We start from the raw sequence: 15,973 nt of genomic DNA on the forward strand, positions 1-15,973 counted from the left end.
TTTAAGTGAGGCTATTTCACTATTAGGATGGCCGATACTCACGTGATGGAGTGGTTGTTTAAGTTTTTCACTGTAAAATTTGTAGATCGGGATGCACTAATAGACGTTTATGGCTAATTTAGAGTGATTAATTTATTGAGCCATATGCAAAGAATAGTACTGCTACTGATTAGTATGGGCCTGTATAGTTTTCTTCAGGCCCAGTCTCCAAAAGTCCCTTCGCTTGTATTTACCGATGCAGCTTCTTTAGAATTGATAGGTCAAGCCTTTCCTCTGAAAAGTTATCACAGAATTGATACTACATTATATCCGGACTTCCCTGCGGCGGTCAAGCAATTGCTTACTAACTCCGCAGGGCTTGTTATTTCTTTTAAGACCCGAAGTCCTCGTATTGCCGCGAAGTGGTGTGTGACAAACAGAAGGCAGAGCAACAATATGACACCCATTGTCAATAAAGGCTTGGATTTGTACATTAAACGTGAAGGGAAGTGGGTATTTGCCGGCGTAGGTCGCCCTAGCAATGTTTGCAGCGAATATATAATGGTAGAAAACATGGATAATTCCGAAAAAGAGTGTTTGCTATATCTACCTTTATATGATGAGGTGAAAAGTTTACAGATCGGAGTGGATAGTGGTTATCAAGTGGTGCGAGGTATTAATCCTTTCAAAAAGAAAGTTGTGATTTATGGTTCTAGTATAACGCAGGGTGCTTCGGCTAGCAGACCCGGAATGGCTTATCCAGCAAGATTATCAAGAGAGATGGGAGTCAATTTTATTAACCTAGGATTAAGCGGAAATGGGAAAATGGAAAAAGAAGTAGCAGATATGCTGGCTACCATTGATGCAGACGCCTTTGTACTAGATTGCTTTGCTAATCCAAGTCCGGAGCAGATTGCCCAACGCACAGGGTATCTGGTGAAGGCTATCAGAGCAAAGCATCCTAATGCTCCCATTATCATAATACAAAGTGTGATTAGGGAATCGGGTAATTTTAATCAAGTAGTCAGAGAAAGAGTGCGTCAGCAAAACGAGAATGCTTATCAAGAATATCAGCAGTTGATAAAGAAGGGGGTTAAAAATCTTTATTTGATCAAAGGCGATAATCTTTTAGGAAAAGATCATGAGGGCACCACAGATGGTGTACATCCCAATGATATTGGTTTTGATCGTATGCTACAAGTAATTCAGCCCGAACTCACACGTATTCTCAAACCTCTACTACACTAATCGAATTGCTCTTATGAAGAAAGTGTTTTTATGCTGTATCATAGCTTTGTCGTTCTTATCACATTCTGTTGCTCAAGAAAGAGATCGTACGCCCGTTAAACTACGAGTTGGTACTTATAATGTAGGACACTTTAATCAGGGAATGAAAGGGGGGTATGAGCCTAAAGGTAAAAGGTTTTACCCCAATAAAAATTCTACTACGGATAGATATATACAGAAAGAGCTGCTGAATTGGAAAAAGTGGATTGGAGAACAGAGTATGGATATCTTCTTTGTGCAAGAATGGAATCAATACTTCGATCAGGATAGTACTTATAATGCGGCAGATGAGCTATTAAAGCCCTACTACAATAATCTCTATTTTGGTAAAGCACACACTTGGATTTTTAATGGCATAGCTACAAACTATCACTTGCAGAATATTCGTACACAGTATTGGTATGAGGATTATTATGCATTAATAGGCGACTTGAAATTAGGTGATATCATTGTACAAGTTATTTCCACTCATATTCCTTGGCAGGCTGCCGGTCATAAGAAGGCATTAGAAGCCATTAAGAATGAATTGAAAAAGTATGAATACTTTATTTGTGCCGGAGATTTCAATGCTAAAGACGATGCCGTACTATCCTTCAAGGAAGCCGGGTTTAATATAGCTAACGGCGGACATCTGGGGTGGTTTGCAACAAGTAGAACAGTAATACTGGATCGTATGCAGGATGCGCCCGATAGGCATATCGATAATATTATTACGAGCAGCAATATTAAGATCATGAATGTGTCGGCACCCACAACCGGACTCAACGACCTCGATCATTTGCCGCTGCTTGCTGATATAATTATTACTAAATGATTGTTGGGTTCGGCAAAGGCCTATGAACCAATAATTACTTTAATACCTCTTTCTTCAAACTGATTTACCAGTTCAGGAGTAATTTTATCATCTGTTACGATATAAGAGATTTGTTCGATACCGCAGATTTTTGCCACTCCACGTCTATTAAACTTCGTACTGTCGGCTAGAAGAATAAGTGTTTGGGCTGCGTCAATCATCTTCCTGTTTAATGTGGCTTCGGTAAGGTTAGAAATTGTGGCGCCATGATCCATGTCGATTCCGTCCACACCAAGAAAGAGCAGTTCGCAAGAAATATCTTCCAGAATCTGAAGCGCATACCCTCCGGCAACAGAAGAAGAATTTGGTCTGATTAAACCTCCTAATTGAAGTACTTCCACATTGGTACGATTACTGAGCTCTAGTCCCACTTTTAGTGCAGGCGTAATTACTGTGACTTTGTGCTGGGGATGAAGCGCGGATGCCAAGGCAAAAGCAGTGGTACCCGAGCCAATCATGATAGAGTCGGCGTTTTTAATTAAGCTTAAAGCTGCTTTCGCAATCTTTTTCTTTTCTTCAATATTAATAAATTCTTTTTCATTTATGGGACGATCCACGGCGTAGGGATTATTGAGAGAGGCGCCACCTTTTGTTCTAAATAGTAAGTTTTTTTCCTCCAGGATTTTCAAATCCTTACGGATTGTTACGCCCGAAACCTTCATTTCTCGGGCTAAGTCGTCGATGTTTACCTTACCTTTTTTATTGATCTCGTTTAAGATGTGCTCATGTCGCTCAGTAATGGTTCTTGTTGCCATGGTGAATAGGGTTTAAAATCAGGGGATAAAATTGCTATTTTTAAATTTAATTTTTATTTTTAAAAATGTTTAAATTTATTTTATTTTGTTAAAATTTCTTGCATATATGAATAACGACTTAACTCAAAACGGATTGTTTGCTAAAATAGGTCTTCCCAAACACCTCGCTTGGGGGTATCTAGGAATTCTCATCTTCATGATGGGAGATGGGGTAGAGCAAGGCTGGCTAAGCCCTTATTTGATTAATAACCGCGGTCTCAATATTGAGCAAGCCGCAACACTTTTTAGTGTTTACGGTTTTACTGTGGCTGTTTCCTCATTCCTGTCAGGCATATTGGCCGAAGGATGGGGTGTGCGAAAAATGATGTGGGTGGGCTTTTTGCTGTTTGTAGCTGGTACTGTGGGATTTGTGGGTGTAGGACTCCAAAACCTAGATTTTCCCACTATGATGCTGACTTATGCCATTCGTGGTTTTGGTTATCCTTTATTTGCTTACACATTTTTGGTGTGGATCACCTATCGTACTCCACAGAGCAGACTGGGAACAGCTGTAGGTTGGTTCTGGTTTGTGTTTACAGGTGGTTTAAATGTATTTGGCGCTTATTATTCCAGCTGGGCAATATCTCGGCTGGGACATCTCAATACATTATGGACTTCATTGTTCTGGGTGGCATTGGGGGTAGTATTTGCTCTACTGCTTAATCGCGATAAAGTAGAAAAAACAGGCTCGCGTAACAAACTGCAGGAAGTAAAAGAGAGTTTTGCCATTGCAGTAAAAGAGCCAAAGGTATTACTGGGGGGGATTGTTCGAACTATTAATACTACTGCTCAGTTTGCCTTTCCGGTATTTATGCCGCTTTATTTTGAAAAGTATAATTTCTCTACAGAAGACTGGCTGAAGATATGGGGTACCATCTTTACAGCCAATATAATATTCAATCTCATTTTCGGTTTTGTGGGTGACCGCTTAGGATGGCGTAGAACCGTTTCGGTATTTGGTGGCGTGGGTTGTGCTTTATCCACACTATTATTTTATTATTCACCTCAGATTTTCAATGGTAGCTTTTATATGGTGATGTTGAGTGGTGTGCTCTGGGGTGCACTATTGGCGGGTTATGTGCCTTTATCGGCATTAGTACCATCCTTGGTTACTAAAGGGAAAGGGGCTGCTATGGCATTTTTAAACCTAGGAGCCGGCTTATCGGTAGTGGCAGGCCCACTAATTGTGCGACTGTTTATTGGTCCTCTAGGAAATGCAGGTGTTATATGGATCTTAGCCATTCTGTATTTCGTTAGTGCGGTTCTTACACAGTTCATCACATTGCCCAAAGCACAAGATAATAATGCATAGAATTATAGCTGTTTAATTATAAAAATCAAAGAGATATATGACTATTTTAATTACTGCGCCTTACAATGAAGCGGGACGTAAAGAGTTGGAAGCCTGTTTTGGAAAAGTTGTTTATAAGGTATGGAAAGAAAACGGGCGCGCCTTTAATGCATCAGAATTAGATAACCTATTGACAGAAACACAAGCGGATGCGCTAATTACGGAGCACGACGAAGTAACGGAAGATGTGATTCGTAAGCATGCTCGTTTGAAATTTATTGGTGTTTGTAGAGGTACACCATCTAATGTAGCCGTACAGGTTGCTAAAGAACTAGGTATTGAAGTATTTAACACTCCTGCTCGGAATGCACAGGCAGTAGCGGAAATGTTTATAGCTAATGTGATCACTTTCTTGCGTAAAACGATTCCTTCGATCGAGTGGTTGAAGGGGCGCAACTGGCAGGCCGGAGCACACGACTCTTATCTACAGTTTAAGGGCAATGAAATCGCCGGTATGACCATCGGTATGGTTGGATTTGGTGCAGTAGGGCAACGTATTGCCGGTATGGTGAAGTCTTTCCCTTGCAAGATCCAATTTTATGACCCATTTATTACAACTCCATTTGAAGACTACAAGCAGGTGAGTTTGGAAGAAGTGTTTGCAACTTCTGATATCGTTTCGATTCATCTTCCGGTGAATAAAGATACCATAGGTATGATAGATAAACGTCTTATCGGGCTGATGAAGAAAGACGCCATTTTTGTCAACACTGCTAGAGCTGCGGTTGTAAAGCGTGATGATCTACTCGAAGCAATAGAGGGTAATAAAATTCGTGGCGCCATACTGGATGTATTCGATCATGAACCTCCGGATGATACCGATTACCGCCTCATTGATCATCCTAATGTACTGGCAACACCTCATACCGCAGGTGCTACACATGAAGTGGAAGATCATCATGTACGTATCATGAATGAGAAATTATTACAATGGGCCAAACAGCAAGCCGTTCATCAATAACGGAAATATTTAAAAAGTAAAGAACAATGAAGAATGCTCATATTATTATAGATTTCGGAACAGGCAATTTGCGCGCAGCTGTAATTGCTACAGATGGGAGTATACTAGGTGCAGCACGTGAAGATGTTCCGTATATCAGAGATCATCAATATGACGATTCTATTTATTTTGATCCGGCGGCTTTATGGGATCTGATTTTGGAACTTACAGCTATCGCATTAAAGCAGGCTGGCCTGGTGAAAGTGCTGGGAATTACAGCTACCAGCCAGCGTGAAGGTATTGTAGTATTGGATAAAGCCGGTATACCCGTAATCGGAATGCCGAATATCGATCACAGAGGAAGAGCATGGGAGCATACCTTGCAAAATAAAGATGAAGTGTACCGTCTTACAGGACGATTCCCTACTTCACTCTTTTCGGCATTTAAACTGGTGGGATTAAGAGAAGGTAGGAAGGATTTATGGGAACAGGCGGATACATTCTTGAGCATTAGTGATTGGATTGAATACATGTTCTCGGGAGTAGAACATTACGAGCACTCTCAGGCATCAGAAACGTTGCTGTATGATGTAGCGCGTAAATCTTGGTCGGATGCTTTATGTGAAAAATTCAACCTCCCTTCGTCGCTATTGCCTCCTTTGTCCGATTCGGGAACCGTATTAGGGAAGATTAAGCCCCAGGTAGCGGAAGGCTTATCCATTAATCCTGAAGCTCAGGTAATTGTAGGTGGAGCTGATACGCAACTGGCAGTATTGAGCACCTGTGCCAATGAGGGGGATATTGTAATCGTTTCTGGAACCACTACACCTATTATCAAGTTGTCAGCAACTTATGATTTGGACGAACGCCAGCGTATTTGGACAGGAAGACATATAGATGAGAATAGTTTTATGGTAGAAGCCAATGCTGGTGTTACCGGATTAAACTATCAACGCCTGAAAAAGATTTTCTATCCCAATGAAGGATACGAAGTGATTGAGCGCGAAATACAATCTGTAAGCGATTATCAGTGTGTAGCTTCTTTAGGTTCTTTAATAGCAGACGAATCCAAGCCACTTATCAGAGGTGGATTTATTTTCAATACTCCCGTAAACAATGAGCTTTCGAGAGGAAGCTTCATGTGGGCTACTCTTTGGGATATGGCATGCAGTATTTATGAAAATTATAAAACGCTCGTATCTGTAACACATTACGACAAGTCTTATATCTGGACTTGTGGAGGAGGCTTAGAAAGTAAAATCCTGAGGCAGTTTATTGCTAATCTGACAGGAAAGGAAATCAGAATACGTGATAATTATCGTCATGCTTCGGTTGTGGGTGGTATGATGATTTGCAACAATGCATTGAAGATAGATAGTTATGCTGTGCAGGATTATGAAAAAGTTGAGCCTATGGACGATAAGCAACATCAGCAGCTATATGAACAGTGGAAGGATAATAGAGCGCTCTTAAAAAAGATTTTCTGATGGATGAAGCATATTTTATAGGGATTGATCTGGGAACACAGGGGCTCAGAGTAGTGATATTAGATAATAAGGGTAATATTGCGGCCAGTTCAGAACAGGGATTTACTTTATCTCCCGAAATGCGAATGGAGCAGAACCCCAACGAATGGTGGGAGGTATGTGTACAATGTTTAGAGAAGGCTGTAGCACAGTTATCGGCTTTTCAAAAAGCAGCTGTTCGTGCGGTGGCTGTGGATTCTACATCAGGTACTGTTATTCCTATTGATAAAGAATATCAGCCCTTGCATAATGCCATTATGTATAGTGATCAGCGCTCGGCAGAGCATGCTAAGCATTGTACGGCTGTGGCAAAGCAACGTCACCCACATGGATTTACCGGCTTTAGTTGGTCTACCGGTTTGGCTAAAATGGTGTGGTTTATCAACACTTTTCCTGAGAAGGCCGATCGTATTTTCAAATGGATTCATGCAGCCGAGTTTATAACAGGGAAGTTAAGCGGTGTATGGCATGTGACGGATTATACTAATGTATTGAAATCTGGTTTTGATCTTGCCGCCCTTTATTGGCCTGATTACATTAGTGATGTGTTAGGGATAAGAAAAGATTGGTTGCAAGAGGTGCTACCGTCGGGAAGAGTCATCGGAACTCTTAATAAAGATTTGTCACAACAGCTGGGACTTCCTTCTAATGTAGCAGTTACTACTGGTTTAACCGATGGATGTGCTTCTCAAGTGGCATCAGGCGCCATGAGGCCTGGCCAGTGGAATACCACAATCGGCACCACCTTGGTGATTAAGGGGGTTTCGGTGAAAGAAATTAAAGACCCGGAGAATCGGATTTATAATCATAGGCACCCTGCTGGTTTTTGGATGCCGGGTGGGGCTGGAAATATCGGTGCGGACTGGGTTTCTGCCGGATTTAAAGATGAGCTGGAGCATTACAATAATGCAGCTGTTACACTCACACCTACCGGACAAATTGCCTATCCGCTTTTGCAGAAAGGAGAGCGCTTCCCCTTCCTAGCTCCTGAAGTATCAGGCTTTGCTCCTGAAAATGTTTCGAAGGAAGTGTTGTACACGGCCAATATGGAAGGAGTAGCCTATGCCGAGCGTTACGCGTATGAATTAATTAGTAATCTTTCAGGGGAAGAAGTTTCTGAAATTTATACTGCAGGAGGTGCCAGTAATAGTGATATCTGGCTGCAAATACGTAGCGACATCATGCAAAAGCCAATATGTAAAATGAAATATGTATCAGGAGCTGTGGGTGCAGCCATCGTGGCAGCTTCCACCACTTATTTTAAGGATATCACCGAAGCGACTGCAGCTCTTACACAGGCAGAAAAATGGATTTCCCCCCGTTCTGATATGCACCAGCAGTATAATGATTTGTACGGACGTTTCCTGAATACGATGAAGGATAAAGGATTTCTGAAATAGAATAATTAATTAAAAACTTACTTTAGTATATCATTCAACATAAGATAGATGTTAAGAGTAATATTGTTAAGACATGGAGAAACGCCCTACAATGCGGCGGGTAACAAATATTGCGGAAGAACCGATTTGGGGCTTACTGAAAAGGGCTTGGCGCAAGCTGCAAAAGTAGCTGCCTCCTTAAAAGGTGTTAATATAGATGCAGTATATTCTTCTCCCTTACAACGTGCAAGAATAACTGCAGAAATAGCATCGGGCAATCGCCCTGTAACTACAGATGAACGCCTTATAGAAATTGATTTCGGGTTATGGGAAGGAAAAACAAAAGAGGAATTTAATGCAGAAAACCCTTCTTATTGGAAAGAATGGATGGCCGATCCTCGTTCTGCAAAGGCGGGTGGTACAGGAGAGTCGGGTGGTGATGTAGTGAAGCGTGTGAATGACTTCTTTAATGAAATGCTTCAAAAACATCACGGGCAATTGATACTGGTTGTGGCTCATAATGGTGTAAATCGCCTATACATGGCAGAAAAATTAGGTATGCCACTCTCTAATTATCGCTCTTTTGATATAGAAAATTCTTCCATTACTTATTTTGAGCTGCACGATGATGGCAGATTTGTCCTGAAAAAATTGAATGCACAATCCTTATAAGCGCTGGCGTTATTATCTAAATGTGGAAACCATGAATAGAAAAGGTTATCTCGTTTTGCTTTTGAGTGTGTTGATTTTGGCGGGATGTAACGCGTCTCGTAACTCCTCATCCGCACAAGATGCCGTTGTTTCTATAAATAGTCTACCTCGCAATATTTATATAGAAGGCGGTAAATTTCACGTGCAGGGAGTAGTGGTGGATGTAAAACGGGGTTATGCTTATTTTTCTTTTACAACAAGTCTTGTAAAAACTAATCTTAAAGGTGAAATAATAGGAAGTGTGGAAGGCTTTTTGGGGCATCTGGGATGCTTGGATGTGAATCCTGAAGATGGACGCCTATACGCTTCTTTAGAATATAAGAGCGATAACATTGGGAAGGGAATCTTGAAGGGTTTGGGAAATGATTCTTTGCTATCGAAGCAGCAAGGAAGTTCTTTCTACATAGCCATTTTTGACCCTGAAAAGATTACAAGACCCGGCATGCATGCCGAAAAAGATCCGGTGCTAACAACTGTATATTTGAAAGAGGTGTTGGATGATTATACTGCAACTGTAAAGCATAAGGGTAAAGAAGTGCAACATCGTTATGGTTGTAGTGGCATTGATGGCATCTCTTTTGGTCCGCAGTTTGGTAAGAAAAATGGCAAAACTTATTTGAATGTTGCTTATGGTATATACAGCGACACGTCGCGGTCCGACAACGATTATCAAGTGATTTTACAATACGATCCACGAGAGCTGAAAAAGTATGAACGTCGCTTATCTCAAAATCATTTTGAAGCAATAGGCCCTGATAAGCCGTTGAATAAGTATTTCGTGTATACAGGCAATACTACCTATGGTATCCAGAATTTGGAATATGATCCTTACACGGGATTTTGGCTCGCCGCAGTATATAACGGGAAAAAAACTCTTTTCCCCAACTATGGCTTATTTGCAATAGATGGAGGGAAAGCACCAGTACTGGAAACTTTAAAGAGATTTGATAATGGTGAAAAGGGGAAAGTATTGCAATTGGCAAAAGCCGGATCTTATGATGTTAAAACCAATACATACGGGTGGCACTTTAAGTGGGGTGCTACCGGGATACATTCATTAGGAAACGGTTATTTCTATATTTCTGAAAACGGTACTACTAAAGAAAAAAAACAGTATTGTAACCTTCAATTGTATCGGTGGACCGGCAATCCGGATATTCCATTTGAAAAGGTGAAATAAAAAATATTGCCGATTTTCTTGCTGACAAAGGGTTGTCACCCGGCCTATTGAAATTTGTTGTGAAAAAAAATAACACTATGAGCACAACAATTTCTATTGAACGTCCTATTCTTACCAAAGATGAATTACTAGTAGCCTGGCAAGGGCATCGTAAACTAACCAGAAGGGTTATAGAAATTTTTCCGGAAAAGGATTTGTTTAACTTTTCCATTGGAGGGATGCGCCCATTTGCTGAACTCTGCAGAGAAATAATTGCCGTTGCTGCAGGAAGTATGCAGCAGATTGTAACAGGGAATATTCGCCCTTTAGAAGAGTGTATGCCTGAGGTTCAGGAGAAGGCAGATATACTCGAGTCCTGGGATCAGACTACTGATATTATTAATACCTCATGGTCGCAGATTCAGCCGGAGCGTTTCAGAGAGGAGATCAGCCTGTTTGGTGCCTACAACATGTCGGTGATAGGCATAATACAATATGCCATAGACAATGAGATTCATCATCGTGGCCAAGGATATGTTTATCTACGGGCATTAGGCATAGAGCCTCCTTTCTTCTGGGAAAGATTTTAAGCCCAAAACCACTCCTTGTTTTTATACAGGACATATTGCAAGCAAGTAGTAAGATTTTACATTACAACAATAAAAACCACCATGCAGGAAAAATAGCCCTTCGGTAAATTTACGGTTAAATCCTAGCTGGTGAAACGATTGTTGCAATATGTTCTGTTTTTTATCTTTTCTATTGTCGGGCTAATTACTTCTGTTATAGCTCAGACTGTGGATGTATATGTGGCTCCTAATGGGAATGATGCTGATTCAGGAACTTTACATCGGCCTAAAGCTTCACTTGCGGCTGCTTTACGTCAAGTAAGAGAGATACGTCGTCTGAATGGAGCGGCACTTACACAACCTATTCATATTATTTTTCGGCCGGGTACCTATTATTTACAGGAGCCTGTATTTATAAGGCCAGAAGATTCCGGAACACCACATAGTCCTACAATCATTCAAACTGACGGCTCAGGAGAAGTCGTTATTAGCGGAGGAGCTATAGTAAGTGGATGGAAAAAACTAGAGTATCCTGTACAAGGTTTGTCTGAAAGTGCTATGCCCCATGTATGGGTGGCAGATTTGCCAGATGCATTATATGGTCTACCTCCAGTGCGTCAATTATGGGTGAATGGAAAAAAAGCGGTAAGGGCCAGATGGCCTAACGGCATGGAGATGCAGCGTATCCTCACTTGGGATAAAAAAGATGAAACCTGTTTGATTCCGGCACCTCCTTCTTCATTTACAGAAGTAAAAGGCGCCGAAATGTTCATTCATCAATGGTGGGAAATAGCGATTCTGCGCATTAATAATATGCAGCGGTTGGGGGATAGCGCACGCTTGAGTTTCAGACAGCCAGAAAGTCGTATACAGAGCGAGCATCCTTGGCCGGCACCCTGGTTATCGAAAGAAACAGGCAACTCGGCTTTTTATCTTAGCAATGCCATTTCGTTTTTAGATGAACCGGGAGAATGGTTTGCAGACCACTCATCTGGAAAACTTTATTATTGGCCTCGGGAGGGCGAAGATCTCGGCCAGGCTATGGTGGTTGTGCCGGTGCAAGAGCAACTAATAAAAATATCCGGCACTGCCGATGCTGTCGTACAGCATATTTATTTTAAAGGTATTCATTTCAAATATGCAGCATGGAATCGTCCTTCATTAATGGGCCATGTTCCGCATCAGGCGGGCATGCCAATGACGGATGCTTATAAACTAAGACCTGCCGGTACTAGGGAGAAGGCTTCGTTGGAAAATCAGGCATGGATTGTACGTCCTGCGGCAGCTATCGAGGTTTCTTTTGCACATGATATTTCTTTTGAAACCTGTACAGTTCAGCATGTAGCATCCACGGGTCTGGACTTTATACAGGGTGTTAAACATAGTAGCATTAAAGGCAGCCTTTTTAAGGACATCGGTGGTACTGCAATATTAGCAGGTATGTTTGCCGAGGATGGTATGGAGATACATCTGCCTTATAATCCACAGGACGAAAGAATATTTACTGACTCCATAGTAATTGCCAATAATCTAATTACCGATGCTACAAATGAGGATTGGGGTGCTGTGGGCATCGGCTTGGGTTACGTGCGTAATACCACTGTTAAACATAATGAAATTGAGAATGTAAACTATTCGGGTATTAGTTTAGGCTGGGGATGGAGCCCTCAGCCCAATGTGATGAAGGATAACAGAATTATCGCTAATCGTATTCATCATTTTGGGAAACAGAATTATGACTGCGCGGGTATTTATACCTTAAGTGCACAACCCGGTACGCTTATTAGTGAAAATTATATTGATAGCGTATTTAAAGCCCCCTACGCCCATTTGCCCTCTCATTGGTTTTATTTGTATACTGATGAAGGTTCTGCGTATATAACTATTAAAAATAACTGGACTCCTTCTCATAAGTATCTTCAAAATAATAATGGCCCCGGCAACCAATGGCAGCACAACGGACCAGAGGTGGATGCGCGGGTGAAACAGCTAGCAGGCCTCGAACCGCAGTATCATTATTTATTGAAAGAAAAAACTGCTCATACTGTAAACCAGCCTATTAATAAGGAGCATGAAGAATTAGTGGAGATAATAGTTGATAGAAAAAGTAAATTAGATGAGGATAGACTTAAAGCCTTCTTAAAGCAAAATAATGTTAATCCCAATAGTATCTACCGATGGAAGAATAGATATGTCATCTTTGATAGGATACAGGACTTATCGGTCTTTGAAGGTAAATTGAAAAAAGAGTTTCCTCAACTAACTGTACGAGCGTATTATCATCTTTATTATCATTTTGATAGAAGTAATTGTAGTGAAGAAGTTTTCTCAGATAAGGAAAAGGAACATATAATCCTCACCGCAAATCTTGTGGAAGATGCAGATAAGCAGCAGGAATATTTCCATTATCATGATGTGCAGTTTGATGAATGGCCCGAAGTCGCAAAGGGCTTCTGTAATGCTCAATTTGAGCAGCTGCTTTGCTTTACAAGAGATCGGCAGCTGATGTTGGTTATCAGCATCCCAAAGGGAAAAAACTTGAATGAACTAAATCCCAAAACAATTGAGAATAATCCTCGTGTAGTAGAATGGAACCAAATTATGGCGCAGTATCAGGAGAGTATAGAAGGCGCAAAGGATAAAGAAGTGTGGAAGTTTTTCAAAAAGCTTAATAAATAATTGAACGTATTTAAATATTTATTGCAATGTTAACTATTGGAATATTAGGACTGGGAGAGGGTAGGAGTACAATGAGCGCAGCTCTACAGAGCAAGAAATTGCATTTGAAAATGGTGTGTGATGTCAATGAGAATCTTTGCAAGCTGCGTTGTAAGGAGTTTGATTTTGACCGTTACACGACGCAGTATGAAGATATGCTAAAGGATGCGGATATTGACATCATTGCCATCTATACGCCTGATCATTTGCATGCTGAGCATATCAGTATGGCATTAAAGCATGGCAAGCATGTTGTATGCACTAAGCCATTTATTGATAACTTAAAAGATGCAAAACCCTTATTGGAATTGCAAAAGCAAACGGGTAAAAAGATTTTTGTAGGACAAAGCTCTCGTTTTTTTGAGCCCGCAATGCGTCAGCGTAAAGATTTTGAAAATGGTGAAATTGGCGAACTTATTACAGTAGAAAGTCATTATCACGCCGATCATCGATGGTTTTTAGAAAAGAAATGGGCTTTGGAAGAGGCTTTTAAGTGGCTATATGGTGGATTAAGTCATCCGGTAGATTTTGTCAGATGGTACTTGCCTAATATAGAAGAGGTGATGGGGTATGGAATGATCAGCGCTAATGGTAAAAAAGCTGGTCTGAAGCATGAGGATACTATGCATTTTATTTTTAAGGCAACTGATGGAAGAATTGCTCGTGTGAGCGGCGTATATACATCTCCTATTCAGCCTCCTTACCGCGAAAGTGGTATGAGTACTGTTTTGCGAGGTACGGAAGGGGCTAGTCAAGCCGATTACCATGAGTTGCGTTATGCAATTACTGACCGGAGCGGAGAGGAAAAAATAATTACCTGGGGTGATAATGCCTTAAAATACTATTACCGTTTTGAAGGGCAAAGTCATCATGCGGGCGAATATCAAAATTACCTTGAATATTTCGTTGATTCGATTGAGCAGGAATTTACCGCCTATCCCGATATATCAGAAGGAATTGGAACAGTAGCACTGCTGCAAGCCATGGATGAAAGTCTTAAACAAGGAACTCCCATAAAAATAAAAGCAATATTAGAGCGGTATGGTTTGGATTCGCAACTCGTCGGGTTGTAACATTCTATGCAGCGTTTTTCAAAATCGCCATGTAATTATTATTTAAAAGAAGCATTAACGTGAATACAATTCTATCCAAGCTTCAAACGATTGACTATGTCATAGTAATTACTTACCTAGTAATACTATTATTTATAGGATATAAAGCCAGTTTTGGAGGGAAGAAGCAAAAAGATGAAACCCTGTTTTTGGCTGGAAAATCTCTTAACTGGTACAATGTGGGGTTCAATATGTGGGGAACCAATGTAGGCCCTTCAATGTTACTGGCATTTGCCAGTATTGGCTATGCTACAGGCATAGTGGCCGGTAATTTTGAATGGTATGCCTTCGTGTTTTTGCTTTTGTTGGCGGTGGTATTTGCGCCTCGTTATATTGCCAGTAAAGTAACCACCATGCCAGAATTTATGGGACAACGGTATGGTGAGGGCACTCGCAATATTCTGGCTTGGTACGCATTGGTGAAAATTCTTATATCCTGGTTGTCGTTGGGACTATTTGCAGGCGGTTTTCTTGTACGACAAATATTGGGAATCCCCATGTGGCAATCAGTAATTGTGTTGGTGTTGTTTGCTGGATTATTTGCATTTGCAGGTGGACTGAAAGCTATTGCCAAGGTAAATGTGTTTCAGATGATTTTGCTAATTGGCGTATCCCTGCTGCTCTGTGTAATGGGTATTCATAAAGTAGGAGGGGTAAGGGCATTGATACAACAAACACCGGATGAATACTGGAGTATGATAAGACCCGCTTCAGACCAGGCTTATCCTTGGTATGCTATTTTGTTGGGTTATCCAGTTTCAGCTATTGCATTCTTCTGTACGGATCAGGCGATGGTGCAGTCGGTGTTAGGTGCGCGTAATCTTGAACAAGGACAGTTGGGAGTGAATTTTATAGGATGGTTAAAAATATTGTCCTTGCCATTGTTTATCATTCCGGGTGTGGTTTGTTATGTGTTATATCCTAATCTGAGTAGTCCAGACGAAGCCTATATGACGCTTGTTACGAATTTATTCCCTCCAGGTATGAACGGGATGGTAATAGTGGTGCTGATTGCAGTGTTAGTAGGAACGATTGGATCTTCTTTGAATGCTTTAAGTACGGTTTTCACTACCGATATCTATGCTAAAAAGATTCGTCCCAATGCCGATAATCAGCAGCTCATCAAAGTAGGCAGAATGACTGTTGTTGCAGGTTGTTTTTTTGCCATCCTTATGGCTATAGCTATTGATAGTATTAAAGGATTAAACCTTTTCGATGTATTTCAGGCTGTGCTTGGGTTTATCGCACCTTCATTAGCAGTAGTGTTTTTGTTGGCAGTGTTTTGGAAACCGCTTACACGACGAGCTGTGAATTTTACCTTGATATGGGGCTCTATTATCAGTTTATTTATAGGGGTATTGTATTTATGGGTGTTTCCGGCAAATAGTTATTCCTTTTGGCCCCATTATCTGTTTTTATCTTTTTTAATCTTTTTATTGTTGCTGATTTTGGCTGTGGTGATTTCTATTGCAGACCCTACTCCACAAAAGGCCACAGTTATAGAGGAAGAAATACCCGTTACTACTTTACGTGTTAAGAGGGCATGGACGGCGCTAGTGATTGCAATGATTGTACTATATATAATATTTCATTAG

13 protein-coding genes are annotated in these 15,973 nt (G+C 40.9%); 12 read left to right on the forward strand and 1 reads right to left on the reverse strand.

Annotated features, from left to right (window positions below):
- Window positions 1-144: 144 nt before the first annotated feature.
- Together V2H41_RS11205 and V2H41_RS11210 are read left to right on the forward strand one after the other, a co-directional pair.
- Complete coding sequence (locus tag V2H41_RS11205) at window positions 145-1,227, forward strand: SGNH/GDSL hydrolase family protein (RefSeq protein WP_330975246.1); 1,083 nt, start codon at window positions 145-147, stop codon at window positions 1,225-1,227.
- Between the two features lie 13 nt (window positions 1,228-1,240).
- Window positions 1,241-2,080 (forward strand): endonuclease/exonuclease/phosphatase family protein, encoded by an 840-nt coding sequence (locus V2H41_RS11210; RefSeq protein ID WP_330975247.1) that lies wholly within the window; start codon window positions 1,241-1,243, stop codon window positions 2,078-2,080.
- 20 nt (window positions 2,081-2,100) lie between these two features.
- On the opposite strand, the gene V2H41_RS11215 is transcribed toward V2H41_RS11210, so the two are convergent.
- A complete protein-coding gene (locus V2H41_RS11215) occupies window positions 2,101-2,874 on the reverse strand; it encodes a DeoR/GlpR family DNA-binding transcription regulator (RefSeq protein ID WP_330975248.1) in 774 nt (257 codons plus the stop codon).
- Between the two features lie 106 nt (window positions 2,875-2,980).
- Between V2H41_RS11215 and V2H41_RS11220 the strand changes: the two genes are divergently transcribed.
- The 10 genes from V2H41_RS11220 to V2H41_RS11265 all read left to right on the forward strand — a co-directional run bounded on the left by V2H41_RS11220 (window position 2,981) and on the right by V2H41_RS11265 (window position 15,973).
- The gene (locus tag V2H41_RS11220; protein ID WP_330975249.1) at window positions 2,981-4,225 is read left to right on the forward strand and encodes an MFS transporter; all 1,245 of its coding nucleotides are present in this window, start codon (window positions 2,981-2,983) and stop codon (window positions 4,223-4,225) included.
- 37 nt (window positions 4,226-4,262) lie between these two features.
- Complete coding sequence (locus V2H41_RS11225) at window positions 4,263-5,225, forward strand: 2-hydroxyacid dehydrogenase (RefSeq protein WP_330975250.1); 963 nt, start codon at window positions 4,263-4,265, stop codon at window positions 5,223-5,225.
- Between the two features lie 26 nt (window positions 5,226-5,251).
- Window positions 5,252-6,691 carry an FGGY-family carbohydrate kinase gene (locus V2H41_RS11230; protein WP_330975251.1) on the forward strand — a complete coding sequence of 480 codons (1,440 nt, stop codon included), beginning with the start codon at window positions 5,252-5,254 and terminating at the stop codon, window positions 6,689-6,691.
- Window positions 6,691-8,130, forward strand: coding sequence for an FGGY-family carbohydrate kinase (locus tag V2H41_RS11235; RefSeq protein WP_330975252.1), 1,440 nt, complete (start codon window positions 6,691-6,693; stop codon window positions 8,128-8,130). Before V2H41_RS11230 ends, V2H41_RS11235 begins: the two co-directional genes overlap by 1 nt.
- Before the next feature lie 48 nt (window positions 8,131-8,178).
- The gene (locus V2H41_RS11240) at window positions 8,179-8,781 is read left to right on the forward strand and encodes a histidine phosphatase family protein (protein WP_330975253.1); all 603 of its coding nucleotides are present in this window, start codon (window positions 8,179-8,181) and stop codon (window positions 8,779-8,781) included.
- Window positions 8,765-10,000, forward strand: coding sequence for a hypothetical protein (locus V2H41_RS11245; protein WP_330975254.1), 1,236 nt, complete (start codon window positions 8,765-8,767; stop codon window positions 9,998-10,000). The genes V2H41_RS11240 and V2H41_RS11245 overlap by 17 nt, the downstream gene beginning before the upstream one ends.
- A 77-nt stretch (window positions 10,001-10,077) precedes the next feature.
- Window positions 10,078-10,569, forward strand: coding sequence for a DinB family protein (locus V2H41_RS11250; protein WP_330975255.1), 492 nt, complete (start codon window positions 10,078-10,080; stop codon window positions 10,567-10,569).
- 129 nt (window positions 10,570-10,698) lie between these two features.
- Complete coding sequence (locus tag V2H41_RS11255; protein WP_330975256.1) at window positions 10,699-13,227, forward strand: right-handed parallel beta-helix repeat-containing protein; 2,529 nt, start codon at window positions 10,699-10,701, stop codon at window positions 13,225-13,227.
- A gap of 26 nt (window positions 13,228-13,253) precedes the next feature.
- Entirely contained in the window at window positions 13,254-14,339 is a 1,086-nt protein-coding gene (locus V2H41_RS11260; protein ID WP_330975257.1) for a Gfo/Idh/MocA family protein, read from the forward strand.
- A 59-nt stretch (window positions 14,340-14,398) separates the two neighbouring features.
- Window positions 14,399-15,973: an SLC5 family protein gene (locus V2H41_RS11265; RefSeq protein WP_330975258.1), complete on the forward strand. Its 1,575-nt coding sequence runs from the start codon at window positions 14,399-14,401 to the stop codon at window positions 15,971-15,973.

Origin of the sequence: Niabella digestorum (genome assembly GCF_036409055.1) — a bacterium.
Classification (GTDB): domain Bacteria; phylum Bacteroidota; class Bacteroidia; order Chitinophagales; family Chitinophagaceae; genus Niabella; species Niabella composti.